The sequence below is a fragment of the Clostridium sp. CM036 genome, from assembly GCF_055081135.1.
The window spans coordinates 1,131,499-1,157,787 of record NZ_CM143652.1 but is presented as its reverse complement, the minus strand read 5'-3'; the positions used below and the strand labels follow the sequence as shown (position 1 = coordinate 1,157,787).

Annotated in this window: 28 protein-coding genes and 1 riboswitch; of the genes, 22 read left to right on the top strand and 6 right to left on the bottom strand. The window is 30.4% G+C overall.

From position 1 onward, the window contains the following. Window positions 1-26: 26 nt before the first annotated feature. Entirely contained in the window at window positions 27-317 is a 291-nt protein-coding gene (locus ACWJKE_RS05485) for a DUF503 domain-containing protein (RefSeq protein ID WP_220320305.1), read from the bottom strand. 222 nt (window positions 318-539) lie between these two features. Between ACWJKE_RS05485 and ACWJKE_RS05480 the strand changes: the two genes are divergently transcribed. The 4 genes from ACWJKE_RS05480 to ACWJKE_RS05465 all read left to right on the top strand — a co-directional run bounded on the left by ACWJKE_RS05480 (window position 540) and on the right by ACWJKE_RS05465 (window position 3,438). Further along, window positions 540-731 (top strand): hypothetical protein, encoded by a 192-nt coding sequence (locus ACWJKE_RS05480; RefSeq protein WP_462953951.1) that lies wholly within the window; start codon window positions 540-542, stop codon window positions 729-731. A gap of 76 nt (window positions 732-807) precedes the next feature. After that, window positions 808-999, top strand: a complete 192-nt coding sequence (locus tag ACWJKE_RS05475) for a hypothetical protein (RefSeq protein ID WP_216304383.1) — start codon at window positions 808-810, stop codon at window positions 997-999. A gap of 218 nt (window positions 1,000-1,217) precedes the next feature. Beyond that, window positions 1,218-2,546 carry an MATE family efflux transporter gene (locus ACWJKE_RS05470; protein ID WP_216304384.1) on the top strand — a complete coding sequence of 443 codons (1,329 nt, stop codon included), beginning with the start codon at window positions 1,218-1,220 and terminating at the stop codon, window positions 2,544-2,546. 73 nt (window positions 2,547-2,619) lie between these two features. Further along, window positions 2,620-3,438: a MerR family transcriptional regulator gene (locus tag ACWJKE_RS05465; RefSeq protein WP_220286896.1), complete on the top strand. Its 819-nt coding sequence runs from the start codon at window positions 2,620-2,622 to the stop codon at window positions 3,436-3,438. 37 nt (window positions 3,439-3,475) lie between these two features. Here ACWJKE_RS05465 and ACWJKE_RS05460 read toward each other — a convergent pair whose 3' ends face one another. Next, on the bottom strand, window positions 3,476-5,413 hold the full coding sequence (locus ACWJKE_RS05460) for a Cache 3/Cache 2 fusion domain-containing protein (protein ID WP_462959209.1): 1,938 nt from the start codon (window positions 5,411-5,413) through the stop codon (window positions 3,476-3,478). Window positions 5,414-5,987: 574 nt separating this feature from the next. Here ACWJKE_RS05460 and brnQ point away from each other — a divergent pair. From brnQ to ACWJKE_RS05440, 4 genes are all read left to right on the top strand, one after another. Beyond that, window positions 5,988-7,283, top strand: coding sequence for a branched-chain amino acid transport system II carrier protein (gene brnQ, locus ACWJKE_RS05455; RefSeq protein WP_220286895.1), 1,296 nt, complete (start codon window positions 5,988-5,990; stop codon window positions 7,281-7,283). 529 nt (window positions 7,284-7,812) lie between these two features. Continuing rightward, window positions 7,813-8,685: a polyamine aminopropyltransferase gene (gene speE, locus ACWJKE_RS05450; RefSeq protein WP_165414534.1), complete on the top strand. Its 873-nt coding sequence runs from the start codon at window positions 7,813-7,815 to the stop codon at window positions 8,683-8,685. Window positions 8,686-8,923: 238 nt separating this feature from the next. Then, window positions 8,924-9,652, top strand: a complete 729-nt coding sequence (locus tag ACWJKE_RS05445) for a hypothetical protein (RefSeq protein WP_216303689.1) — start codon at window positions 8,924-8,926, stop codon at window positions 9,650-9,652. Window positions 9,653-9,914: 262 nt separating this feature from the next. Beyond that, window positions 9,915-10,139, top strand: a complete 225-nt coding sequence (locus tag ACWJKE_RS05440; RefSeq protein ID WP_165414532.1) for an alpha/beta-type small acid-soluble spore protein — start codon at window positions 9,915-9,917, stop codon at window positions 10,137-10,139. A 158-nt stretch (window positions 10,140-10,297) separates the two neighbouring features. On the opposite strand, the gene ACWJKE_RS05435 is transcribed toward ACWJKE_RS05440, so the two are convergent. Then, complete coding sequence (locus tag ACWJKE_RS05435) at window positions 10,298-10,765, bottom strand: GreA/GreB family elongation factor (RefSeq protein ID WP_216303688.1); 468 nt, start codon at window positions 10,763-10,765, stop codon at window positions 10,298-10,300. A gap of 434 nt (window positions 10,766-11,199) precedes the next feature. Between ACWJKE_RS05435 and ACWJKE_RS05430 the strand changes: the two genes are divergently transcribed. The 4 genes from ACWJKE_RS05430 to ACWJKE_RS05415 all read left to right on the top strand — a co-directional run bounded on the left by ACWJKE_RS05430 (window position 11,200) and on the right by ACWJKE_RS05415 (window position 15,907). Then, window positions 11,200-12,561 carry an MATE family efflux transporter gene (locus tag ACWJKE_RS05430; protein WP_216303687.1) on the top strand — a complete coding sequence of 454 codons (1,362 nt, stop codon included), beginning with the start codon at window positions 11,200-11,202 and terminating at the stop codon, window positions 12,559-12,561. A gap of 276 nt (window positions 12,562-12,837) precedes the next feature. Beyond that, window positions 12,838-14,055 (top strand): quaternary amine ABC transporter ATP-binding protein, encoded by a 1,218-nt coding sequence (locus tag ACWJKE_RS05425; protein ID WP_216303686.1) that lies wholly within the window; start codon window positions 12,838-12,840, stop codon window positions 14,053-14,055. Then, a complete protein-coding gene (locus tag ACWJKE_RS05420; RefSeq protein WP_216303685.1) occupies window positions 14,024-14,866 on the top strand; it encodes an ABC transporter permease in 843 nt (280 codons plus the stop codon). The genes ACWJKE_RS05425 and ACWJKE_RS05420 overlap by 32 nt, the downstream gene beginning before the upstream one ends. A 141-nt stretch (window positions 14,867-15,007) precedes the next feature. After that, window positions 15,008-15,907 (top strand): glycine betaine ABC transporter substrate-binding protein, encoded by a 900-nt coding sequence (locus ACWJKE_RS05415; protein WP_216303684.1) that lies wholly within the window; start codon window positions 15,008-15,010, stop codon window positions 15,905-15,907. Window positions 15,908-16,015: 108 nt separating this feature from the next. Here ACWJKE_RS05415 and ACWJKE_RS05410 read toward each other — a convergent pair whose 3' ends face one another. Both ACWJKE_RS05410 and ACWJKE_RS05405 read right to left on the bottom strand, forming a co-directional pair. Further along, window positions 16,016-16,342: a hypothetical protein gene (locus tag ACWJKE_RS05410; protein ID WP_216303683.1), complete on the bottom strand. Its 327-nt coding sequence runs from the start codon at window positions 16,340-16,342 to the stop codon at window positions 16,016-16,018. 180 nt (window positions 16,343-16,522) lie between these two features. Then, window positions 16,523-16,831, bottom strand: a complete 309-nt coding sequence (locus ACWJKE_RS05405; protein ID WP_462953949.1) for a hypothetical protein — start codon at window positions 16,829-16,831, stop codon at window positions 16,523-16,525. 333 nt (window positions 16,832-17,164) lie between these two features. On the opposite strand from ACWJKE_RS05405, the gene ACWJKE_RS05400 reads away from it, so the two are divergent. From ACWJKE_RS05400 to ACWJKE_RS05365, 8 genes are all read left to right on the top strand, one after another. Then, window positions 17,165-17,677, top strand: coding sequence for an RNA polymerase sigma factor (locus ACWJKE_RS05400; RefSeq protein WP_462953948.1), 513 nt, complete (start codon window positions 17,165-17,167; stop codon window positions 17,675-17,677). Next, a complete protein-coding gene (locus ACWJKE_RS05395; protein ID WP_462953947.1) occupies window positions 17,674-18,132 on the top strand; it encodes a hypothetical protein in 459 nt (152 codons plus the stop codon). Before ACWJKE_RS05400 ends, ACWJKE_RS05395 begins: the two co-directional genes overlap by 4 nt. Then, the gene (locus ACWJKE_RS05390; protein ID WP_462953946.1) at window positions 18,113-18,643 is read left to right on the top strand and encodes a hypothetical protein; all 531 of its coding nucleotides are present in this window, start codon (window positions 18,113-18,115) and stop codon (window positions 18,641-18,643) included. Before ACWJKE_RS05395 ends, ACWJKE_RS05390 begins: the two co-directional genes overlap by 20 nt. Continuing rightward, the gene (locus ACWJKE_RS05385; RefSeq protein ID WP_462953945.1) at window positions 18,636-18,941 is read left to right on the top strand and encodes a LiaF transmembrane domain-containing protein; all 306 of its coding nucleotides are present in this window, start codon (window positions 18,636-18,638) and stop codon (window positions 18,939-18,941) included. Before ACWJKE_RS05390 ends, ACWJKE_RS05385 begins: the two co-directional genes overlap by 8 nt. 280 nt (window positions 18,942-19,221) lie before the next feature. Next, window positions 19,222-19,350 (top strand): hypothetical protein, encoded by a 129-nt coding sequence (locus ACWJKE_RS05380; RefSeq protein ID WP_258280698.1) that lies wholly within the window; start codon window positions 19,222-19,224, stop codon window positions 19,348-19,350. Between the two features lie 80 nt (window positions 19,351-19,430). Beyond that, window positions 19,431-19,979, top strand: coding sequence for a ParB N-terminal domain-containing protein (locus ACWJKE_RS05375; RefSeq protein ID WP_165414791.1), 549 nt, complete (start codon window positions 19,431-19,433; stop codon window positions 19,977-19,979). Between the two features lie 156 nt (window positions 19,980-20,135). Further along, window positions 20,136-21,698, top strand: coding sequence for a hypothetical protein (locus ACWJKE_RS05370; RefSeq protein ID WP_216303678.1), 1,563 nt, complete (start codon window positions 20,136-20,138; stop codon window positions 21,696-21,698). Between the two features lie 64 nt (window positions 21,699-21,762). Continuing rightward, window positions 21,763-22,479: an FG-GAP-like repeat-containing protein gene (locus ACWJKE_RS05365; RefSeq protein ID WP_216303677.1), complete on the top strand. Its 717-nt coding sequence runs from the start codon at window positions 21,763-21,765 to the stop codon at window positions 22,477-22,479. Window positions 22,480-22,525: 46 nt separating this feature from the next. Here ACWJKE_RS05365 and msrB read toward each other — a convergent pair whose 3' ends face one another. Continuing rightward, window positions 22,526-22,981, bottom strand: coding sequence for a peptide-methionine (R)-S-oxide reductase MsrB (msrB, locus tag ACWJKE_RS05360; protein WP_220286891.1), 456 nt, complete (start codon window positions 22,979-22,981; stop codon window positions 22,526-22,528). Between the two features lie 246 nt (window positions 22,982-23,227). On the opposite strand from msrB, the gene ACWJKE_RS05355 reads away from it, so the two are divergent. Beyond that, the gene (locus ACWJKE_RS05355; RefSeq protein ID WP_220320302.1) at window positions 23,228-25,291 is read left to right on the top strand and encodes a penicillin-binding transpeptidase domain-containing protein; all 2,064 of its coding nucleotides are present in this window, start codon (window positions 23,228-23,230) and stop codon (window positions 25,289-25,291) included. 77 nt (window positions 25,292-25,368) lie between these two features. Next, window positions 25,369-25,549: riboswitch (cobalamin riboswitch) on the top strand. Window positions 25,550-25,711: 162 nt separating this feature from the next. Beyond that, a complete protein-coding gene (cobU, locus tag ACWJKE_RS05350) occupies window positions 25,712-26,272 on the top strand; it encodes a bifunctional adenosylcobinamide kinase/adenosylcobinamide-phosphate guanylyltransferase (RefSeq protein WP_165414029.1) in 561 nt (186 codons plus the stop codon). Window positions 26,273-26,289: the final 17 nt, after the last annotated feature.

The following is a 26,289-nucleotide window of genomic DNA, read 5'->3' as shown; positions in this document are numbered from 1 at the left end:
GGCTAATTATAGCATCAATAGAAAGTCTACATACCTTGGATATCCTCTTTCTGAATATCAATTATTTCTGCATCAGTATTAGATTCTATAAAAGTTATAATATGCTCCATTGTAGAATCTAGCTGAGATGAAGTTCCACATATTCCTACGATACCGATAACTATTGTTTGATGAATATCCTGCTCAGCTACTTCTGCTACTGATATATTAAACTTGTTTTTTAGTTTTTGAACTATGCTTTTTACAACCATTCTTTTTTCTTTTAATGAATGCGACCATGATGATCTTAGGGTAACTGTCATAAATAAAATTTTCATTTATTCTTCACCGCCAATTTTACTATAAATATAGTATGTGTAAAAAAACTATTTATACTTATTGCTGAAACATATTTACTTATAACTGATTTTTATATATGACTCTTACTTAGTAACCTTTTAAAAATAGAGTTCATTAGTTCCTGTTATACTTTATAACAAAATGGTTAAACTATATAGTGTAATATATAGTTTAATTTCAGTATTGGAAGGGAGATACTAATGAATAAAAATAAGCTAGGAAAAGCAAAAAAATCAATTAATCAATTAGATGCTAATAAAGGAATTAGTGGCGTTTCAAATACTGAGATGTCTATTATGTATAACATATCTAATATGACTAGTGACATTACTGATGTTACTTTAGAAGAAAAAATAAAATCAAGTGATAGTTCTACACAATCAAGGCATTAGCGTTTATCAAATGACTCTCCAGTAGATAAAATTCAGGGTTATTTTCTATCACATCAAAATAGAAGGAGGTTTAAGAATGAATAGCTTTCAGCAAAAAATTGGAGATGTAATGGAATCAATAGAGGAATCAAATTCTTTTAAATGTGAAACAAGAAGGGATTTTAAAAAAGTAGCAAAAGCTTTAGTTGAAACAGGTGGAACTATACCAGACTTTAAAAAGTATGATTTAGCTTCAAAACATTGGAAGAGTGCTGAAAAATTTATTTAAACACGTTTTTCTAAAAGGGATAGAGCATAATAAATTAGACATTTTAATGTTATTTCTGTAGTATTCAAAAAAATAAAAAATAGAGTCGCGGATAAAAATTTATCTGTTGGCTCTATTTTTTAGTAATACTTTTGCTTATTTAGAAAGAAGTTGACTCTATAGTAACAATACAGTTTATAATAAGAAAGTGTGAAAATAATGAAAAAAGGTGGATATATATGACAAAGAGATTTTTGAAATATGCTATTCCATCAGCACTTGCTATGTTTATTTCATCTTTATATACAGTTGTTGATGGAATGTTCGTAGGACAAGGTGTTGGTGATTCAGCATTAGCAGCAGTTAACATAGTGCTACCATTTACAGTTATGTTATTTGGATTAGCTTCTATGTTTGCAATAGGTGGAGGAGCTCTAGTCTCTAAAAATTTTGGAGCAAGTAATACTGAAAAGGCAGTAAATATATTTAGACAAGTATTTAAATTTCTGCTAATAATTAGTGTTGTAATAAGTGTAATTGGTGTTATATTTACAGAACCAATAGTAAAGTTATTAGGAGCAACAGAGAGGCTACAGGGTTTATCAGTAGAATATTTAAGGTTTTATGCACTGTTTTGTATTCCTAATTTAACGGGAATAGTTCTTAGTAGTTTTGTTAGGAACGATGGAAGACCAAAACTTGCAATGGTTTCTACAATAAGTGGTGCAATAACTAATGTAATATTAGATTATATATTTATATTTCAACTTGGTTTTGGAATAAAAGGAGCAGCTATAGCTACAGGCCTTGGTCAAATAGTTACGGTATGTATGCTATTACCTCACTTCTTAAAAGGAGAAGGTCAATTAACTTTTGGGAATGTAAAGATTAGTAAGGAACTTATTAAAGAGTTTTCACTTATAGGATTCCCATCATTCTTTGCACAAGCAAGTTATTCAATAATTGTGTTATTGCATAATATAGCTTTAGCAAAATATGTAGGTGAGGTAGGAATTTCTGCATATAGTATAATAAATTATTTAACTACAAATATATATATGGTTCTTTATGGAATAACACTTGGAGTACAACCACTTTTAAGTTACAGCTATGGAAGAAAAGATGTTGAGAAATTGATAGGATTCTTTAAAATAACATGCGTAGCATCAATTTTAATAAGTGCTTTTTTTGTTATAACAAGTTTTATCTTTGGACAGAAGGTTATAGGAATATTCACAACAGATCCATACATAGCGCAGTTAGCATATAAGGCCCTTCGAATAGCAAGTTTTAGCTATTTTGTAGTAGGAATAAATTTAAATACCCTTGTGTATTATCAAGCTATAGAAAAACCAAAGTATGCAAATATAAGTTGTGTATGTAGATCAGTTATTTTCTTGCCAATATGCTTAACTTTATTTGGAAGTATGTTTGGGATAAATGGAATATGGGTAAGTGCGATGGTATCCGAAAGTTTAACATTTATAACTATAAAACTAATTGCAAACATAAAAACTTCTACACAAGCGGTTTTAACCGATTTAAATGTGGAACTTAAAGGAAAATAATAGTTTGAAGATGCATTAAAAATAAAAAATAGCATCATTATTTGGAAATATTAAATACAAATGAGGTGAGAATATGGGGACAAACTTTTCAATAGGAGAAATGTCAAAGTTACAAAATATATCAGTTCAGACATTACGATATTATGATAAAATTGGATTACTAAAACCTTCATATGTAGACGAGAAGAGCAGATACAGATATTATTCTGCAAAACACTTTGTAATACTTAATTCAATAAAACAATGTAAGGCTATGGGCTTATCTTTAGATGAAATAAAGGAATTAATAGAAAATTATACTTCATTTGATTCCATACTTAATATAATAAGTAAGCAAAAGGAAATGATAGATACCAAAATAAAAGATTTAAACGCAGTAAAAAATAATATTAGTTTTCTTGAGAAGCGTATAAAAAATTCTTTAAAAGAAGGGATTAATGATGTTTTTATTAAATATAACAAGGAAAGAAAATTCAAAAAATATAATAATACAAAGAGATATACAGAAGAATTTGAAATAAATCTAAGTGAAATATTAGTATCGATGGAGCAGAAGTATAGTAGTTCAATTAAAGAACTTGCTTTTGCTGTATCATATGAAGATATAAAAAAATATAATGAACTAATATATAATAATATGCTAATTAATGGTTTCGAGTGTGTTACAAATGATGATAATTTAATAACTTTGCCAAAGGGGGAATATATAACATTAAATTTTGATGATGATTATAATGATACTAGCAAGTATTATAAAAGTCTTATTGAGTATATAGATAGAAATAATATTGAGGTAAGCGGAGATTTTTATGAAATATACATAATGACTAGAGTTGGGAATGATGGGGAGGAAAGATCTTTAGGACAAATTCAAATATTAAAGAAAAAGTAAAGGGTATAATAAAAAAGCTGCATTCAATGCAGCTTTTTTATTTATATATATCGGAAAATTCAATTTGTATTTTTTCACTGTTTGTTTGATTCATTAAACCTATTTTTGAATTCGGATTATCATTACCGTCAACTATATTAACAGGCAAGCTTATTGTAAATTCTGTACCTTCTTGATACTTACTTTGTACATTAATTTTACCACCATGCATTTCAACTAAAGATTTAACTAGAGCAAGTCCTATACCACTACCTTCATGTGCTCTACTTAGTAAAGGATCCACTTGCTTAAACCTTTCAAAAATTTGTGATAACTTATCTTCTGGGATTCCTATGCCATTATCCTTTACAGAAAGTATAACGTGACTATCTTTATCGTAAACGCAAACTTCGATTTTATCTCCAGGCCTAGTAAATTTAGTTGCATTAGAAATTAAATTAAGTAAAATCCTCTCCATCTTTTCTTCATCAAAAGCCATAATTTTTTCTTCTATATCCGTATCAAAAATAATTATTCTTGACATGCCTTGCACATACGGAATAGTCGATAGGGTTATTTCCTCAACAACTTGTATTATATTTTGATTCTTTAAATTTAACTCCATAAATTTAGAATCAATTTTACTAATATCAATTATATTATTTACGAGTCGTAACAGTCTATAACAATTTTGTTTTATATAATTTGTATATTCGTTTAACTTATCCATGTTATTTGAATTTACATCTTTGCTTATATATACAGAAAATAATTGTGCTGTAGAAAAAATTATATTTAACGGTGTCTTTAATTCATGAGACATATTGGCAATAAATTCAGTTTTTAATTTATCATATTGTACTAATTCTTCTATCAAATGTTTATTTTCAGTTATCATATTATTAAAACTATCGGATAATACCCCTATTTCATCTTTGTTTTTTATGTCCGAATGTACTGTTAAATCGCCTGAGCCCGCAATCTCCATATATGACTTTAATTTATTAATGGGTTTAACCAAATTGTTAGCCATAAACACAGCTATAATCCCACCTAATAAAATCATTAATAACCCACTTAATAATGTGGTATTCAAAATTGATTTACTTGACGATGCTAAGTCATCATAGTTAGCTGTGGTAACAATATACCAATCCCAAGGTTCGAAATAGATAGAGTAAGCTAATTTATGCACACCTTTATATGTGTATTCAATTAATCCATCTCTTTTTGAAATTATTTTTTTACTTGATTCATAGTTGCTTAGATTCTTTCCCTTATCAGTAGGATGGACAATCGCTTTTCCATTAGAATCCATTATGTATACATAACCTGTTTTTCCAATTTTAAAGTTATTTAATGTTTTTTCTAAATAATCATTAAGTAATGTATTCCCTACAGCTATTGCTCCTACAACCTTTTTATCTTTATTAAGTAATGGTTTAATTCTTGACAAATAACTTTGATTTTCAGATAAATTTACGCCCCAATACTCATGATTATTAATTATTGTATTGTAAATATCTGAGTCAGCAGGGTAGTATGTTCCTTCAAGTCTTTGGTTGCCTTTAATACGGGTTGTAGATACCCTTATTAATTTATTATTACTTAATAAAAATATAGAAGCTGTGCTACCTATAGATTTATGTATATCATCAACAAGCTTAGTATCTAATGATAGCTTGTGTGTTCCGGCATATAAAACTGGTAAATAATAATCCCCTACTTTTATACTTTGGGTATTATCTACATTTATATTACCAAAACTATATAATAACTTCTCAGCAGAATCTAAATTACTATAAGACTTTTCTATAATGGAATCATTTCTTACGCTTATTGTAGTATTAATTAATTCTGTTACAGTTTGACTTTTTTCTTTAACTTCTTTAAATACTGCATCCTTTGATATTTTACCAATTAAAATACCTAAAAAACTTGATGTAAGTATAATTAATATTAGGTAACTAATAATTATTTTAATTTTAATACTCATACATTAAATCACTTCTCCTTAGATGATAAAAGAACATATTCAAATAATGATACACTTGACTAATGTAAATTTTCAAGTTTTTACTTTTAATTTATTAGATTCTACAATCTATCATGCTGTAAGGTTTACAGTAACTAATACTAGGTGTAAAAAAATGTTGTTACTTCACAATTTATAACAATTATGGACTAATTTTAGCATTTAAAGGCTTGTTTGTAAATAAAAAAATATGCGCAGTTATGGTAATGGCCTAGGGGAATTGCAACAGCAAAAAAATGTATTGATTGCATCGCAGTGATACGGAAGTTAGCTCATTGGTATACTTTTCATAGTTGTTATTATTCACGCATTGTTATACAATGCTATTATTCAAATAATTTAATAAGGAGATTTTCTCATGAATTCAGATTTTGAAAACGGTAAAATAGGAAAACTATTGTTCAACCTAGCATTACCATGCATTATGGCTCAATTAGAAATTAAAAAGATAAGGTAAGCCTTATTCTTAAAATAATAGTATGGATTTAATTATTTTTTAAAATTACATAAATTCATCATCTGGAGGTATACACAAATGAAAACTTCAACAAAACATTCCTTGGTTATAGGGTTTGCACTATTTGCAATGTTTTTCGGTGCAGGAAACCTAATTTTTCCACCATACTTAGGGAAAGCGGTAGGAAGCAAGTTTATTATAGCTATTATAGGGTTCCTCCTTACAGGAGTTGGTCTTCCTCTAATTGGAATAATTGCCTGTGCTAAAATTAATGGTTCTTTCGATAAAATGGCAAATAGAGTAGGTTCAAAATTTGCAATAATAACAGGTGTAGCTTTAATTCTTGTTATAGGACCTTTATTTGCAGTTCCAAGAACAGCCGCAACGACTTTCGAACTTGGAATACAGCCTTTATTCCCATTTATGGGGCAAAACATAACTATTATATTGTATTTTGCAATAACACTTGCATTCGTGCTTAAACCTTCTTCAATAATTGATAATATAGGTAAAATACTTACACCAGCACTTTTATTAATGCTCGCTATAATTATATTTAAAGGCATAATATTTCCTATTGGACCAATTGTAAATACACATTACCAAGGTGCATTTTCAAAATCTTTATTAGAAGGTTATCAAACGATGGACGGTATGGGCTCTGTTATATTGGCATCAATAATTCTTTCAGCTGTTAGAGCAAAGGGTTATGAAAATCCAAAGGATATAATGAAGATGACTATAAAGGCATCTATGGTGGCTGTAGTGGGTTTAGCCTTTGTATATTCTGGACTTATGTATCTTGGATCTCAAACATCTACTTTGTTCTCTGAAGATATAGCTAGAACTAATCTAGTTACACAAATTGTAAAACTAGACTTAGGCAGTATTGGTAGCGTTATTCTTAGTTTATCTGTGAGTCTTGCATGCTTAACAACTTCTATAGGATTACTTTCAAGTGGAGCAAAATACTTTACTGAACTCTCAAATGGTAAAGTATCATACACGACTAATGCTATTTCTATGGCGTTAGTAAGTGGAGTAATAGCTACAAAAGGCGTTGATAGTATAGTTATATTGGCAGTTCCAATTTTACAAATTTTATATCCAATTGTAATTATTCTAATAGCTATTACCTTTCTTGGTGATAAAGTGAAAAATGATAAGATTGTTGCTATAACTGTATACACAGCTTTAATAATAACTATTTTAGATACAGTAAATGGTTTATTTGGGAATAACATCGCATTTATTAAATTTATTCCTCTAGCAAGTGCAGGATTCTCATGGCTTGTACCTTCTTTACTAGCTTTTGTAATTTCAAACATTTTAATAAAATCGAAAGAAGATGCTACTTCAATTGTTGAAATGTGAGAATGTTTCAGCGATATAAATAATTAATATTTATAGTATAAAAAGCCACCTTTATGCAGGTGGCTTTTGTTTCTTTTGAGTTATCACTGCATTTTTTATCATTTAGTTTATGATTTCTATTTATTTTCGTCTCCACAGTAGCAACATCTACATCATCTAGTTTGTGCAAAACAATATAATTATCTTCTGTTATTCTTTTTTCTTAATTATGGTTTAAAAAGGATTTTAGAAAAAAATAACATTATATTAATATTATTAACCTAATTATAATATTCAGCTTTTTTTCTTGAGTGACCATGGGATAACTTTCAGTTAGCTATTATGGGTTGATGGAGATTTAAATAGAATAAGATATTGTGGTGTTGGGTTATCATTAGCATATCCAAGTTGAACTTTCGAATATCTATGATATACTTGAAGTGGTGGCTTTCGGAGATACAAAAGAAAACATTAAAGCTGTAATTGTTGAATTAACTATAATAGAGTTGCATCTTTACAAGCTTAAATTTATTATAATGGAGGAATTATTATGAAAATGGATGAATTGCCAAAGTATTTTAAAAAAATTGATAATGAACTGTGGTTTGAGGAAGTTGAAGTTGAGAAAAAAAGTTTGAAAATTACTTACAAAATTAATAAATGTTTTTCATATAGCAAATCGCCCTATCAAGAGGTAGCTTTGATTGATACTGTGGCATTTGGTCCATGTCTTGTGCTTGATGGGTCAATGCAGACTACTTCAGCAGATGGTTTTATATATAATGAAATGATTACTCATATTCCAGTAATCACACATAAAAACCCACAAAACGTATTGGTAATTGGTGGAGGAGACTGTGGAGCGGTACGAGAATTATCAAAGTATAAAGGACTTGAGACAATTGACATGGTTGAGCTCGACGAAGTAGTAACAAAAGAAAGCATAAAATTTCTTCCGGAAATAAGCGGAGGCGCAGGTTTTGATAAAAGAATCAATTTTAAATTCGGAGATGGAGTTGAATACGTAAAGAAGACCGATATTAAGTATGATATAGTCATGGTCGATTCACCAGATCCTGAGGGTCCTGCTAAGGACTTGTTTGGAGAAGAATTTTATAAAAATGTAAAAAGAACATTAAAAACTGATGGAGTAATGGTATGTCAAAGTGAATCTCCAATGCTTCATCGTAATATAATTGAGAATACAAGAAGGATATTAAAGAATAACTTTAAAATTGTAAAAACCTATATAGCGTTTGTTCCAACTTATCCAGGTGGATTATGGAGTTTTACAATGGCTTCAGATGTTTATGATCCTAGTAACATGGACGTAAATAAATTGCCTCTTGAAACTCGTTATTTAACAAAGGAGATTGCAAAATCTTGCTTTGATCTTCCAAATTTCATAAGTGATCTAAAATAGAAAAAGCTGAGCTTAAAAGTTTAGAGACTACAATTGATTAGGGTATAGACATGAAGTCTGTATCCTTTTTAATGTGATGGTTAAGGAGGGTTTAAATTATGCCAATCTGGGTGTCGTTTTTAATTGGGTTTATTATAGCAATTGTATTTAGCATTTTTATTAAAAAAAACAAATAACTTTTAAATAATTATGATTATAAAGTTATCACTATAAAAGCATATGCGAGGAGAAAAAACAAATGAAAAAGTCAGTAAAAGCACTTGTAATCTTATCACTCATAGTACTATTAGTTATAGTAGTAAGTATATACAGAATAGTCTCAACACCACCATCACAAGTATCATCAGAAGCTGCAACAGGAACACCAGAGCAAATAGCGGATAAAAGGATTTCAGATGCGAAAATAGTAGCGGATAAAAAAATAGCAGATGCAAAAATAGTAGCAGATAAAATAATAGAAGATGCAAAAGTGGCGGAGGAAAAAAAAACATCGGATTTAAAAGCAATCGAGACTAAAAAAATATTAGAGGCAAAGTCTCAGGGTAATCAACTTAAAGAAGATGAATATAAAAGTTATAGTAATGAAAAATTTTCATATTCAATTATGTATCCTAATGATCTTAAAGTAGTTAATGATACTGCAAATGGTAATATATTTAAATCTGACGATGGAAAGGTTTATTTGCAGGTATATGGAACTAATAATGCACCAAATGATACTATTGATTCAATATACAATAAAGCAATTAAAAATAATAATATGTATTATAAAGCTAAAGGTGGTAGTTGGTTTGTAATATCTTATACTGAAGGTGACGAAATAGTATATCAAAAAAAAGTAGTAGGAAAAGCTTCAACAAATACTTTTATTTTTAAATTTCCAGCAAATGAAAAGGACAAATATACTAAAGTTGTGGATAGGCTTGAAAAAAGTTTCAAGACATCTTCTACTGATAAAAATCATTAATGGTAGAGTTGATAAGCCGCATAAAAAAATAGATAACTATTATAAATAAATATAATAGAAAAAGGAGATAATTAAAGTTATCTTCTTTATTTTATTTCAAACACAATCAAAATTAATAAACCTAAATAAAAATTTTAAAGATGAATTAATGAATAAAAAGTTCGTTTTAAAAAATACTAGTTGTAGATATACAAGGTTGAGATCAAAATTATTACAATATATCTTGGGTATTTACAATATAAAATTATATGGAGGTAGTAAAATGACTAAAAGAACATTAGTACCAGAAGCAGCGGGAAAACTTCAAAAATTTAAGATGGAAGTAGCACAAGATATGGCAGTAGATAATATTGAAAGCAGAAATGTAGATATGGGCGATGTGCCAAGTAATATTGTAAATAAAATAAAAAATTCAGGTAATGTCGGCGGAGAAATGGTAAAGAGAATGGTAGAGGCAGCAGAAAAAAATATGGTGGATAATAAGTAAAGGGTGTCGTGCATCCGTATGAAGTTTCTCCGCCGTGCCTTGAAATAAGGGTTTGAAATGTGAATTCATAAAAGCAATGATAAGGGGTAATTTTAAATTTACAAAACAAGAATTAATAAAAAAAATTTAAGCAGAGAGTGATCTCTGCTTAAATTTTTTTACTCGTAAATTTTTTCTATACTTACTTCATAATTGCCTTCAGGAGATATAACAGAGCACTTTTCTCCAAGTGCCTTTTTATATATTGCCATTCCAAGAGGGGATTCAATACTTATGTTCATTAAATCAGGGTTGGTCTCTACTGTTGATACCAGGTGTATGTTCTCAATATCACCTGTGTCAAGAAATTTAATATCAGCCTGACCTCCAAGACCTAATTGGTCGTCACTACTGTAATCATCTACGACTGTAGAGTTCCTAAGTAACTCTTGAACTGCAATTATTCTATCATTATTGGTTGCTTCCTCATCTTTAGCTGCATCATACTCTGCATTCTCACTTAAATCGCCATGGCCCTTTGCTTCTTTAATTGCGGCTGTTATTTCTCTTCTTTTTTCTCCTGTGCGAAAGGATAATTCTTCCTCTAATTTTATTACTCCACTAGGTGTTAATATTGTATTTTTCATAGTTTTGTCACTCCTAACAATTTTTGCGTATATGATTCTGTCTTCTATTTTAAAATAAATTAGACATATCAAATTTTTTTAAATATAGAGAAGACAATAAAGAATTATTATATCACATTTTTGGACAATATATTAAATGTAATTTTGAAGTTAATGTTTATTTAAATGTATTCTAATAAACATTACAAACTATATTTATAAAAACTGCAATATATTTTGTTGTTAATGAGCCCTGAAGTAGATTGAATAATTTAGGCTTGCAGAATAAGAAAAAATGTAGAACATGTGTTATACTAGAAAATAGGTATATCAATGGTTAATGCCGCATATCTAAACATATGTGACTCAAATAGAATAATATAAAATTACTGGAAATTGTAAAAGTTTCTTACTGACATTTTAAATTTATATTTTTAGTATGGAGGAATGTTTTTATGAATCAAACAAAAGAATTAGGAACAGAAAGTATAGGAAAACTACTGGTTAAGTTTTCGGTGCCAGCTATAACAGGGATGATTGTAAATGCGTTATATAACATTGTAGATCGAATGTATATAGGGCATATTAAAGGGGTAGGATCCTATGCACTTTCAGGACTTGCTATAACGTTCCCCATATCAGTTATTATAATGGCTTTTGGAATGCTTATTGGGATAGGTGCTAGTGCAGTTATATCAATAAAACTAGGAGAAAAAAACAAGGAAGCGGCAGATAATATTTTGGGAAATGCCTTTATACTTATAACGATAATATCATTAGTGATTAGTATACTTGGAGTTTTGTTTTTAAATAAACTCCTAATCTTATTTGGAGCAAGTGAAAATAGTATCCCCTATGCAAAAGCATATATACAAATCATACTTATGGGAGCTGTTTTTCAAAATATAGGATTTGGTATTAATAATATAATTAGAGCAGAGGGTAATCCTAAAATGGCAATGCTTACAATGGTATTTGGTGCAATTATTAATATTATATTAGATCCAATATTCATATTCGTTTTTGATATGGGAATTCAAGGTGCTGCAATAGCAACCATAATTTCTCAAGCTTTTAATACTATATTAGTATTGAAATATTTTACATCTAAAAGCAGTGGAAGCGTGCTAAAAATAAAGAAAGCCAATTTAAAGCTGCATAAACATATTATAAAAGATATTTTTGCTATTGGCATGGCTCCTTTTTCTATGCAAATTGCATCAAGTTTTGTAATTATTTTATATAATAAAGGTCTTTATTCTTACGGAGGGGATCTTGCAATAGCTGCAATGGGAATATTAAATAGTATATCAATGCTTATTTTTATGCCTATATTTGGTATAAGTCAAGGGATTCAGCCTATAATAGGATATAATTATGGGGCTAAATTGTATCCAAGGGTTTTAAAGGTTTTAAAGCTTGCCATAACTTTTGGCACTTGCATTGCTATAATTGGATTTATAGGAGTACAAGTATTTGCGAAGCAGCTTATTGGCGTATTTGTAGGTAATAATACTGACCTAATAAATCTAGGTGCACGTGGAATTAGAATAGACTTAATCTTTTTACCTATATTAGGGTTTCAAATTTTAGGGGCAAGCTATTTTCAAGCAATAAATGAGGCAAAAACCTCAATGATTTTAAGCATATTAAGACAAGTCATAGTACTAATTCCACTTATTCTTATACTTCCATTATTTTTTAAATTGGATGGATTATGGCTTTCACAACCTTGTGCAGATTTGATCGCAACTGCACTAACCGCATTCTTCTTATGGAAAAGTATTAAAAAACTTAAATGTAAAAACATTGTATAGAAAAACAACAAATGTAACACAATAACAAAATAGATCCAACAAAAAAAGGTGTTTATAAAGAACACCTTTTTATGTTAATTATTTTTAATAATTCAGGAGGTTGAATAAGTATGCAAATACCTTATTAATAGCATATATGTAATATAATAGGAGAAATGCGATTGTCGAAAACTTGTATTTACTGTCGAGGTCTAGTACAATGTAAGAATATCGCTTAAATCTAAAGGGATGTGTTTACAAATAATACATAGATTAAATAATCAAAGAGGTGAATAAATGTTGAAAATTGAAGTTAAAGGTTTGACCAAGATTTTTGGTAAAAACCCTAAACAAGGAATAAAGCTTTTACAAGAAGGAAAAACAAAACCAGATATCTTAAAAGAAACAGGAATGACTGTAGGTGTAAATAGGGTATCGTTTGAAGTACACTCTGGAGAAATTTTTGTCATTATGGGATTGTCAGGAAGTGGGAAGTCCACCCTTGTTAGATTGATTAATCGTCTAATCGAGCCAAATGCAGGTAGTGTGTTAGTGGATGGTGAGGATTTGGCGAAAATGGATAAACATAAATTAAGAGAAACTAGAAGAAAGAAACTAAGCATGGTTTTTCAAGGATTTGGATTATTTCCCCATCGTACTATTTTGGAGAATGCCGGATTCGGATTAGAAATACAAGGTATGGATAAAAAAGAAATTGAGGAAAAAGCCCTCGAATCATTACAATTGGTAGGGCTTAAAGGATACGAGGATCAATATCCTAGTCAATTATCAGGAGGGATGAAGCAAAGAGTAGGTCTTGCAAGGGCTCTAGCTAATAATCCAGATATTTTATTAATGGATGAAGCCTTTTCAGCACTAGATCCTTTAAACCGTAAAGAGATGCAAGATGAGCTTATAGATTTACAAGCAACCATGCATAAAACAATTATATTTATTACGCATGACTTAGATGAAGCACTTAAAATTGGAGACAGAATAGCAATTATGAAAAATGGATTAATAGTGCAGGTTGGTACTCCAGAAGAAATTATGACAAATCCTGCTGATGAATATGTTAGAAAGTTTGTTGAGGATGTAGATAGATCCAAGGTTTTTTCTGCACAACATGTTATGAAACGCCCAGAGACCATAGATGTAGAAAAACATGGTCCACGAGTTGCATTAAAACGTATGAGACAGGCTGGAATTTCAAGTATCTATGTTATTAATAAAAACAAAGAGTTCTTAGGAGTTGTAACTGCAGATGCGGCAGCTGAAGCAGTGAAAAATGGAACTAAAGATATTTATGATGTTATGATTACGGATGTTCCTGTAGTTCTTCCAGATTTGTCATTAAATGATTTGTTTGAGATAATACACGATTCTCCTGTACCAGTAGCTGTTGTTGAAGAAAAAATATTAAAAGGAATTATAGTTCGAGGTGCAGTATTAGCGGCTCTTGCAGGAAATGAGGTGAATAACGATGAAACAAATACCAACGATACCAATAGTTAAATGGGCTGACATGCTTGTAGCATGGTTAAGAGATAACGCTCAGTGGTTTTTTGAACCAATTAAAGATATTCTAAATGCTGTTGTAAATGGGTTAAGTGACGCATTAATAGCTATCCCTCCAGTGGTTTTTATACTGATTATCGTAGCATTAACTATATTTATAACTAAGAAAAAATGGGGTTTATCTATATTTGCATTATTGGGGTTGCTATTAATCCTAAATCTTGGATATTGGGAACAAACCATGCTTACCCTTTCATTGATTTTGACATCTAGTTCAATATCAATTTTGATTGGTATTCCTCTTGGAGTTTGGATGTCAAAAAGCAGAATGGTGCAAGATATAGTAACGCCTATATTAGACATTATGCAGACTATGCCTGCTTTTGTTTATTTAATACCAGCTGTTTCTTTCTTTGGGATAGGAATGGTACCTGGAATTATTGCATCTGTTATATTTGCAATGCCTCCAGTTGTAAGGTTAACTAATTTTGGTATTCGCCAAGTTTCAACAGAACTTATTGAGGCAGCAGATGCCTTTGGGTCAACTCCTGCACAAAAATTATTTAAGGTTCAACTTCCGATTGCGAAAAATACAATTATGGCAGGGGTTAACCAAACAATTATGTTAGCACTATCTATGGTTGTTATAGCTTCTATGATTGGTGCTGACGGGTTAGGTGTTGAAGTCTTTAGAGCGGTTACAAGAAATGAAGCCGGACAAGGATTTGCTTCAGGTTTAGCTATTGTTATATTAGCGATGATATTGGATCGTATTACTCAAGCGCTAAATAAAAAACACACTACATAAGGTTTTAACGACATTTCAGAAGGAAAGTCTCCACTTCTATAATTGGGAGTGTAAATCTCCTTCTGAAGTTGTTAATATTGCAGCTTCGAAGAAGATGATTTAACGACATTTCAAAATAAAATAAAAGGAGTAAGTAAATTAATGATTAAAAATAATTGGAAACAATTTGGAATAGTAACATTTAGTCTAATAGCTCTGACTTTTGTAGGATGTAGTAGTAAAAGTGGCGAAGTAAAAAAGACTGATAATTCAAGTATTGAAAAACAATTAAATTATAAGATTACAGGTATAGATGCGGGCGCGGGCGTAGTGCAAGCTGCTGAAAAAGCTGTTAAAGACTATAAATTAGATTATAAAGTGCAAACTAGCTCAGGTGCTGCTATGACACAAGCACTTTCAGATGCAATTAAAAATAAGGAGCCAATTATAATAACTGGTTGGTCACCTCACTGGATGTTTAGTAAATATGATTTGAAATACTTAAAGGACCCTAAAGGATCTTTCGGTGGTGCTGAAAATATAAATACAATTGCACGCTTAGGATTAAAAAAAGATAAGCCAGATGCTTATAAAATTTTAGACCAATTTTCATGGACAGCTGATGATATGGAAGCTGTTATGCTTAAAGTTAACGAGGGTGAAGTTGTAAAGAAAGTTGCAAGACAATGGATTACTGACAATAAAGATAAAGTAAGTAAGTGGACAGCGGGTGCAAAAAAAGTGGATGGTAAGGAAGTCAAGCTTGCTTATGTTTCTTGGGATACAGAAATTGCATCTACTAATGTAATTGCATTAGTACTTGAAGATATGGGATACAAAGTTAGACTTACGCAAGTAGAATCAGGTCCTATGTGGGCGGCTGTAGCTACTGGAGATGTAGATGCTATTGTTGCAGCATGGTTACCAGGAACACACGCTAAATATATGGCTGACTACAAAGGTAAAGTTGAAGATCTAGGTCCAAACCTAGAGGGAGCTAAAATAGGGTTAGTTGTTCCTAAATATATGAACATTAATTCTATAGAAGATTTAGCTAAATAGATTATTTATTAAAAATAGGCCTTCAAAAGGCCTATTTTTTTACGTTATTAGATTCAGTGTATGTAGCAAGTTAGAGTGAGGTTAAATTGTCATCTCTAGTTCTACTTATTAATCTTTTCTGCAGCAATTCTTGTGAACCCAATTTTTATAGTCTTCTTGAAATCCTAAGTCAGTATAACAAATTAATTCTCCAGGAGAAATGGAATTAGTACATACCTGACAAGTAGAGTTATACTCAGCTGTCTTTGTAATCCCTAACCATAGGGGTTCATTAAGTTTTAAAAGTTCATGTTCTAGTTCATTATCTGTAAATTCCTTGCATACTAACTCACGTAAATAACCTGAAAAATTATTTTCTCCATGAGTTAATTTAGATTTTCGCAGTGCTAATTTATACACATGATCTGGCAGGTTAATTGATACTTTTTTACTCATTATTACTAACTCCTATAGTATTAATATCTACTGATATAATATGAGGGTTATTATAATTAGTGCACACTTTGTATCGAATATTGCCTTGGACGTGGTACTACTTTAAAGGTAATTATTAAAAAGTGCATAAGTAATCAATTAGAAGCAGATAGGATAGGGAACAACCTATATTAGTATTAACTACAAATTTGTTGTTGGGTATTTTTTTTCAAATGCAAAATCGGTTACTCTACTTAATAGATAAATAGAACTGCCCAAAAACCCGATCTGTTCACCAGTTAGTAAATTTAATATAGATAATATACCTAATAGTAGAAAACTAAATCCCGCTATAACAGTTGAAACTTTTTGTTGTTTTAGATATTTATTTAGTACATTCTTGTCTTGAATGTTCATTTCTAGTATTTTTTTTTTGGTATTATAAATTCCTAATAAAATGAGTGTTATTCCTAGAACTATTATAAGTGAACTCAGTGCTAATTTAAACATACTGTTACCTCCCATCATATAAATACATTTGCGATAGCCTGACAGAGCTATTGCTTATTAAATCATCTCCTGCGGAGCTGTATATTAACGACTTCAGAAGGGGATTTATACTCTCACTGAAGTTTTCTATTTGTTAGGGTAAGTAACGCCTACTTATAGTAGGTAACTCCCACTTATAGAAGTGGGAGACGTTCCTTCAGAAATGTCGTTAAATTGTACTTTATTTATATGGTAATTGTAACATTAATTTTAATAACATTACATTTTAAATGTTATAATTGAAGTGTTTTTTATTTCTCAATCGTTATATTAAGTGTAAGGGCAAAAAAGGGGGTGATGGTTGTTCAAAAAGAACAGTTTGCAAACTATATAAAACAATATGAACGTTTAATCATTACTATTTGTCTATCCTTTACAAAAAATTACTTTGATGCAGAGGATTTGGCACAACAAACTTTTTTGTCTGCATATATAAGCTTTGGTAAATTTGATGGGGTAAATTTTAAAGCTTGGCTTACAACAATTGCAGTGAATAAATGTAAAGATTTTCTTAAAAGTCCTGCAAGAAAAATTCACAGCATACCTGATGAAGATTTTGAGGGTATAAAGTATAAGGGGGAAACACCTGAGGAGTCGCTTTTAAAAAAACATAGTAGCGAAAGAATATATAGTTTATGTAAGAAATTAAAAGAGCCTTATAGGGCGGTGTCAGTAAACTATTTTTGTGAAGATGTTAAACTTTCTGATATGGCAAAAAACACAGGTCAAAGTTTGAAAACATTGCAAACACATCTTTATAGATCCAAAAAGATGTTGAAAGTTTTATGGAAGGAGGAGTTTATGTGAGTGGTACATTATTTAAAGAAAACGGACACTTAAGTAAAATATCAATAAAAGGGCTTAAAGAGGGATCTCTAAGTGATAATGAACTAATTTTATTATCAGAACATATTTGCCATTGTGAAGGCTGTGCTGATGCTTTAGCTAATAGTTTCGATGATAATGAACTTACTGATGCTCCTTTAGGATTTGAGCAGGAAATACTAAACAAAATAAATAAGGAAAAAGAAATTAATACTCAATTTATCTTTTATTCTATGAGGGTAGTAATGGCAGCAAGTATAGCATTAATGTTTGTTTTTTCAAATCCATTAAATTTTGTGGCCAATGCTAAAAGTGAAACACTGGAGGTAACCCCTATGAGTTTAAGTACCATAAACTCAATTAATGAAAGTCTTAATAATTTCTCGCAAAAAATAATTAACTTGGAGGTTTTTAATAATGAAAAAGGAAAAAAATAAATTTTTAACCTTTAGCTTTTCAATGTTACCTGGCGCAGGTCACATGTATATGGGATTTATGAAGATGGGTTTATCACTTATGACAGCATTCTTCTTTTTAATATTTCTTTCTAGCTGGCTTTCTATAGGGCCACTACTATTCGTTTTACCATTGATTTGGTTTTATTCGTTTTTCGATTGTATGAATAAACGTTATTCAACGGATGAGGAGTTTTTACTTTTAGAGGATAATTATTTATTTTCTCTCGATGAATTAGTGAAAATAGATAAAGGTTTATTTAAGAAGCACAGCTTGATTGCAGGGATATTACTAGTATTTACCGGAATTTATTTAATATGGAATAACATCATAAACAGCTTACTTGGACGTATGAACATGTCGGGCGAACTATATAGTCTTATTAATGATGTAACAAGAGTGGTGCCTCAAGTAATAATAGGTATTGTAATAATTGTTGTGGGTGCGAAACTTATTATAGGCAAGAAAAAAGAGTGTGATATGAATGATTAAGGGACGTAGAGCGGGAACATTTACTACTGGAATAGTTTTAGTTATATTTGGAATAATGTTTTTACTACGATTAATAAATCCAAGTATTAAATATTTACTAATAGCATCGATGTGGCCCCTAGTTTTAGTTCTACTAGGAATTGAAATTATTGTAGCCTACTTAATAAACAAAAAAGAAGCAATGAAATACGATTTTGGCGCAATAATACTGATAATAATGGTATCATTCTTTGCAATGGGTATGGGATGTATGGAGTATACAATTACTCACATTGAACAGTTTAGAACTGTATTTTAACGTCATTTTAGAAGCTGTGTAGCTTTGCAGGAGATGACTTAAGTTAAGAATCCCAGCACTTAAATATATTTAAGTACTGGAAAGTTTTGTTAAGTAAGTGGAAAATAGTAGTATAAAAAAATAGTTTAACCCCTAAAAGTATGCTATTTCCTGCAATTGTAGGGTTTGAATTGTAACTTTATGCATACAATGATATAATAGATGTATAGGTAAGAATAGTGATAAGTAATAGTTAAGATTTACAAATAAAATTTTTGAATTTACGAATGGGGTGAAGTCTGTGTTAGCTTATAATGAAAAAAATTCTACAGTTGAAAAATATCTAAAAACGTCTAACATAGTTATAGGTAAATTTACTTGCGTGAAAACTAATATGAAGTTAAATTATAATATAGTTAAAAACACCTAGAAAGGGCTATGAGCTTTCTAGGTGTTTTATTTTTGGAATTAAACAGCTAAAATATATACAATTAAAAGGAGAGTTTAAATATGAATAAGAGTGAGATTATAATTAAGGGATTACCTGTAAAAACAAATAGGTTAGAGAATGGAGATGTTAATTTACTATTTAAAATAGGAACTTATGATGATATGAATTCAATTTATAGAGTAATTGTCAAAAAAGATTATTGGAGAGATGCAGTAATAGGTATGAAGGATGTAAATTATTTTGTAATTAAAGGTGAATTAAAAGCGTGCGTAAATAGCAAGGGAACCCCTTTTATTTCAGTTGAAGCATCATCAATTAAAATATTCAATCTGTTAAAAGATGCGAATGGTCAAATAGATTTAAATTACGAAATGCCAATTGGAACAGACGAAATAATGGATATTTCAAAGTTAGTAAATGAAAATGAAGATTTGTCAATAAAACGTTCAAAAAACAAAGCAATAAATTATATGAAGAATAATAAAAAGTTTAACAAACCTATTGTTATTAAAAAAGGAAGCTTTGTAATTGTATCGGGCCATGATCAATATGCAGCAGCGCAAGAACTTGGAATAAATAACGTGCCAGTTTCATATGAAGAAAATTAGTAAGTCAAAATTATATTTTTATTTTACTATTTATATTAGTTTTTAATATTATCTACAGTCAGTGATGTGAATATGTTTGAACATAGTATGCAAACAGGCTATAATATATTAAATACAACATATTGTTTATTTTATATAAATGTTTGGAGGGAGAAAATGGTTTGCAACAGCTGTAAGAATGAATTTACTAATATTAATGGATTAAAATTTTGCCCATATTGTGGAGAGAAAATAGAAGAAAAAATAGATTTAGAAGATGAACGGATTACTAATAAAAATAATAACAGGGATAAAGAAAAGACAGTTGGAGCGGACAAAAAAGAGGAAAAACATCAGGAGACGATAGCGATGCCTGCAATAACTGAGGAAAACATAAAAAAGGATAAAAGGGATAAGTTTTTTGCTTATTTTAAAAAAACATTTGTGCATAGGAAAGTAATTATACCTATAATATCATTATTAGTTGTTACCTCAGTCGCAGTCTTTGCATACACAGTTTTTATTGTTAAACCAGTGGATGAAGTGAAAATAAAAGACGACTTGCTAGGAAAAGTAGTAACTCTTCCTAAAGGAACAGTAATAAAAATAAGCAAAAATGATATGAAAAGCTTTAAGATAAATAGTAGGAATACATATAAGGGCAAGGATGACATAAAAGTAGATTTAACTTTAAACAATGGCGCTATTGAGGCAAAGACTTCTTTGGCTCTAGTATATAATGATGAAGGAAAAAATCAATGGAAGATTAGCCCTAAAATTATAGTTGAGAGCGTTAATTCATTGAAACCGTTGGTAGGTATGAATGAAAAGAAGTTTTGGGTTGGATTAAAAAAATTAAGTATTAATATTGCAGATATACCAAAAGTATTAGGTGGACAAGATGTCACAAATCTTGGCATGGTTTCAAGAACACCGGATTTAGAAAACAAAAAAGAAGAAATTTTGGTGACAGCTTCTATAGACAGTGGACTTCTGGTTTCTACAGGAAAGATAAAGTGTAACCTTGTTTTTGAAAATGAAACTTGGAGAATTGATAACATTGAAGAAAACAGCGCAGAGGGATCTAAATTAGTCTTATCACCAACTTTTTCTGATGAAAAGGTTATTGAAACTATAAAAGAACAAGGAGTGGGAGAAACAGTATCCTATTCAAGTTTTTTTGGTGGCAAAGGGTTTGCTATAAATGATAGATTTACTAAGAGTATTAATATATCTGATAAAAAGTTTGATGTACAAAATGGAACATTAATTGTTAATGCTAAGAGGGAGAGTATAGTGGGAGAAATAAAGTTGGTATTATCAACTAATTATACTTTCTCAATATCTTTCGCCAATATATCTTTTTTAAACAGGTCAAAAACTACCGTTGATAGTGGGACAATAAACAATGTGCCTACGGAGATAATAGTACCCTCTATTACCAATGCCGAAATTGAAGGGAGTAATTTATTTTTCTGGTGGTCTAATAACCATAAAATAACAGCTAAAGAAGCGAAGACCTTTAAATCTAATGAAATATTGTCTAAGAAGGGATTAGATAATATAAAATATGTTTATGGAAGTATTACTTATAAAGATGAGAAAAAGAATGAAAACAAAAACGTTTCTTTTGTAGCGCTTTATTTTCTTGTTTACGATGCTGACAAGGGATATAACTGGAAATTAGATAAATTAGTTGGCGAAGATTCGCCCAATTACAAGGCTTATAAAAATCAATAAATGGAACAATTTATTGCTTGGCTCATAAGATATTTTATAAATCTTATAATGCAAAGGAGCAGTTATGTATAATAGATATAATAGGATAAATCCGAGCATTGTTAGTTATGCAAGTGGAGATGTAAATGGTGATGGAATAACAGATGCTGTGTACTTAACAGGTATAAAGACACCAGATAGTCCATATACTCAAAATATCGTCCTTGTAATTCAAGATGGAATAACAGGTGATTTTGCTAGTATACCACTTAGTGAAAATACAGGATACAATCCTACACTATTTTTGGGGGATTTTACTGGAGATGGTGTAGATGATATTTTAATAAGTATTGCAACAGGTGGTAGTGGTGGAATAATGTACTATTACATTTACTCGTTTATTAACAATGAAGCAAAATTACTATTTGACTTTAATGTATATAATGAGCAATACAAATACGATGTTACTTATAAAGACAATTACAAGGTTGAAGTTATCAGTAAGAAAAATAACCAAAAATACATTATAGATATATCCAACAAGGACGCCGATTATTTAAATGAAATATACGACGAAAACGGAAAGCTAAAGAATCCAATCAACGGATTCGTTGATCCTATAAGCGGCTTATATCCTGTGGATTTTGATTCAGATAAAGTATATGAGCTATTGGGTTATCAAAAAATAGCTGGAAGATACCATGCAGACTCCTTAGGATATGTTTTAAATACTTTAAAATGGAAAGATAAGATATTTGCTTTGGATAATCAGCAAGTAGCTATTAATGGATTACAAGTATAGGTATACTTGTAACGACAGTTTTGGAGGAGAGCGAGAAACGCTCTCCTTATTTATTGAATAATTCTAAGTAATCTCCATATCCTTCATCGCAGAGCTTATGAATTGGTATAAACTTTAGTGAAGCACTATTTATGCAATATCTTAATCCACCCTGGGAAATCGGACCATCGTTGAATAAATGTCCTAAATGACTGTCACCATATTTGCTCCTTACTTCTGTTCTCATCATACCATGGGTTGCATCCTTATTTTCTTTAACGTTAGCATCCTCAACAGGCTTTGTAAAACTAGGCCACCCACAACCTGAATCAAATTTATCAAGAGATGTAAATAAGGGCTCTCCACTATTAATATCTACATAAATGCCTTCTTCTTTATTATTCCAAAATTCATTTTCAAAAGATTTTTCTGTGCTGCTTTCCTGACTTACTTCAAACTGAATTGGAGTTAAGATCTTCTTTAGTTCTTCTTTACTTTTTTTAGTATAAACTTTATTATCCATAATAATGCCTCCTTAATAATGAGTATAATATTTATTGCACCAATTAATAGTTATTATATACTAAATACATTATAAGCAACAGGGGTAAAGATGTGTTGAAAATAGTATCCTGAGGGTATTAATTCTCTAGTTAATATAATTTATTTTATAATATATTTGTTTAATATGCAAAAAAATAAACTTTTAAAAATCATACTATTTAATTATACGGTTCAAGTGTTATAATAAGTAAGGGGTGGTAAAAAAATGTCGAAAAAAAACTTAAAAGTAGTACTTTTTACAACGATAGGGATTATATTAATAGTAATGGCAGTATTTATGTTTAATTTTTTTACAAAAGTGGATAGTGCAACAAAAACATTTGATACATATAAGAACAAGTGGGTAAAGCAGGATTTCAAAACAATGTATAGCATGCTTTCAGTTAAAACTAAGGAAACAATAACTGAAAAGGAATTTGTAGACAAATACAATGCTATTTATAGTGGAATAGAGGCTAAAAGTATATCTATTAATGTGGAGAATGAAGATAAAATTAAGGAAGGAAATAAAAAAGCTATAAATATACCATTTTCTATAGTTATGGATACTGCAGCAGGGCAATTAAAAATGCCAGGCTACCAGGCTACTATGGTGAAGGAAGAAGTTAACAATAAAAAGCAGTGGACATTAGTTTGGAATGAGAAAATGATATTTCCTAGTATGGAAGCGGGAGATAAGGTTAGGGTAGAGCCAGAAGTGGCTATACGTGGAGAAATTTATGATAGGAGTAAAAAACCACTTGCAATAAATGATTTAATTGTTACGATTGGAATAAAACCCATTACATTTATTAAAAATAAGGATGCTAATATATCGCAGATGGCTAAGATACTAGATATTGATGCTTCGGTTATAGAAAATAAACTAAAGGATAATGAAAATTCTGATCAATTTATACCGATTATTAACATATTGCGTAGTGAAAAAGTAAAAATAGATGGAGTTATGAAGCTTGATGGGGTAATCCCGAACAAGACTAAAGGTAGAGTATATCCAGGTGGGGAAGCTTTGGGGTCGCTTATAGGATACATAAAGCCGATAACTGCTGAGGAACTACAAAAGAATTCTAGTAAAGGGTATAACTCATTTAGTTTAATAGGAAAGGCAGGTCTTGAACAGGTTTATGAGGACAAGCTTAAGGGTGAAAATGGGGCAACAATATATATATCAAAACAAAATAATAACAATAAGGTTGTAATTCTTAAAAAAGAATCAAAAGCAGGTGAAAATATAACATTATCAGTAGATAGTGAACTACAGAAGAAAATATATGAAGGGATGAATAAAGAGCCGGGAGCCAGTGCAGCAATAAATCCAAAAACTGGAGAGGTATTGGCTTTAGTAAGCTCGCCGTCATATGATACAAATGCAATTACTACTTATGTTTCTAATACCCAAAAGGCAGAATGGGAAAAAGCAGGGGATCCATTTAATAATAGATTTAAGGCTGTATATTCTCCAGGGTCTACATTTAAACTGATAACGGCTGCAGTTGGGTTAGAGCAAGGGAAGATAAAACCTAGTGAACTTATTAACATACCGGGAAACGAATGGCAACCGGATAAATCATGGGGACTCAATAAGGTTACTAGGGTTGGTGAACCGAGAGAGTCAGTGAATTTACAGGATGCATTTGTATACTCTGATAACATATATTTCGCAAAGGCAGCTCTTAATATAGGTAAAGAGGAATTTATAAAAGGATGCAACAATTTTGGAATAGGTCAAAAGCTTCCAATAAATTATCCAATAGCAAATTCACAAGTAGCCAATGGTAACAACATTAAGAATGATGTAGCATTAGCAGATACTGGTTATGGTCAAGGGGAGGTCCTTATGAGCCCACTTCACCTTGCACTATCGTATAGCGCAGTTGTTAACGATGGAAATATTATGTCTCCAACTTTAGAAAGTTTGAATGAAAAGGTAAAGGCTAAGGTATGGAAAGCTAATGCAATTTCCGCGGATAATATAAAATTTGTAAAAGATGGTCTCACTGGAGTTATCGATAACCCAAATGGTACAGGTCATGCGGCAAAAGTTGATGGGCAAGCTCTCGCGGGTAAAACTGGAACAGCGGAACTTAAGAAAGATGACAAGGATAAAGCTGCAGAAGAAAATGGATGGTTTATATGTATGGATACAGTTAATCCTAAAATAGTAGTATCAATGTTAATGGAAAACGTTAAAGAGAAAGGTGGAAGTCACCATGTGGTACCTATTGTAAAAGGAGTAATGGAATATTACTTAAATAAAACACTGAAATAGCGTTAGAAAGTAGGTAGAATGATTTACATTGCTTTAATATTTTTTTGATGTTACAATAAAAATAGTCAACTTAATAAAAATTAAATATTGTTTTAGGTGCCTTGTAACAGGGGTTAAAAGGGAAAGTGACTAAAAAACCACTGCAGCCCACCGCTACTGTATTAGAGGATGAAATCCAAAGAACCATTGGGAAACTGAGAAGGTTGGAGAGTAAGATGATGCTAAAGCCAGTAAACCTGCCTATTGCTTGAAATTTTAGTCTTCGGAGGGAGGATGAAAAATGCGTGATTTAACAATAATATTGGGTTATCCAATATATGAAAAATTTAATTGCATTATTCCACATCCTTGAGATGTGGTTTTTTTATTTTCTGATTTTTTTACATTAGAGCATATTATTAAAATAATAAGGAGCATACTATGAAAAAAATTATACTTATAACAGGTGGCGCAAGGAGTGGGAAAAGTACATATGCTGAGAAGCTAGCCAAAGAAGAGAAGGGCAACGTACTTTATATTGCAACTTCAATTCCGTTTGATGATGAAATGAAGGACAGAGTAAAAAAACATAAAGAAAGAAGACCAGCTAATTGGTATACCTTTGAAGGCTATAAGAATTTAAAACAGGTATTCTATAACGAAGAAATGCAGTTTGATACGATTTTATTAGATTGTATTACAATAATGACTACAAATCTTATGTTTGATGAAGCGGGGGATAATTTCGATGATCTTAATAATCAAGCTATAAGCGCAATGGAAAAAGGGATTTTACAAGAGGTAGCAGTATTTCTTGACGAAGCAGAAAAAAACTTAAAAACAATAATTCTTGTAACTAACGAAATTGGCTCTGGAATTGTACCAGAATACAAGATGGCAAGGGTTTTTAGAGATATTGCGGGTAGAGTTAATCAGTATATTGCATCAAGGGCTCAGGAAGTTCACATGGTGGTTTGTGGTATCCCAATTAAAATTAAATAAGTAATTAAAAAATTAAA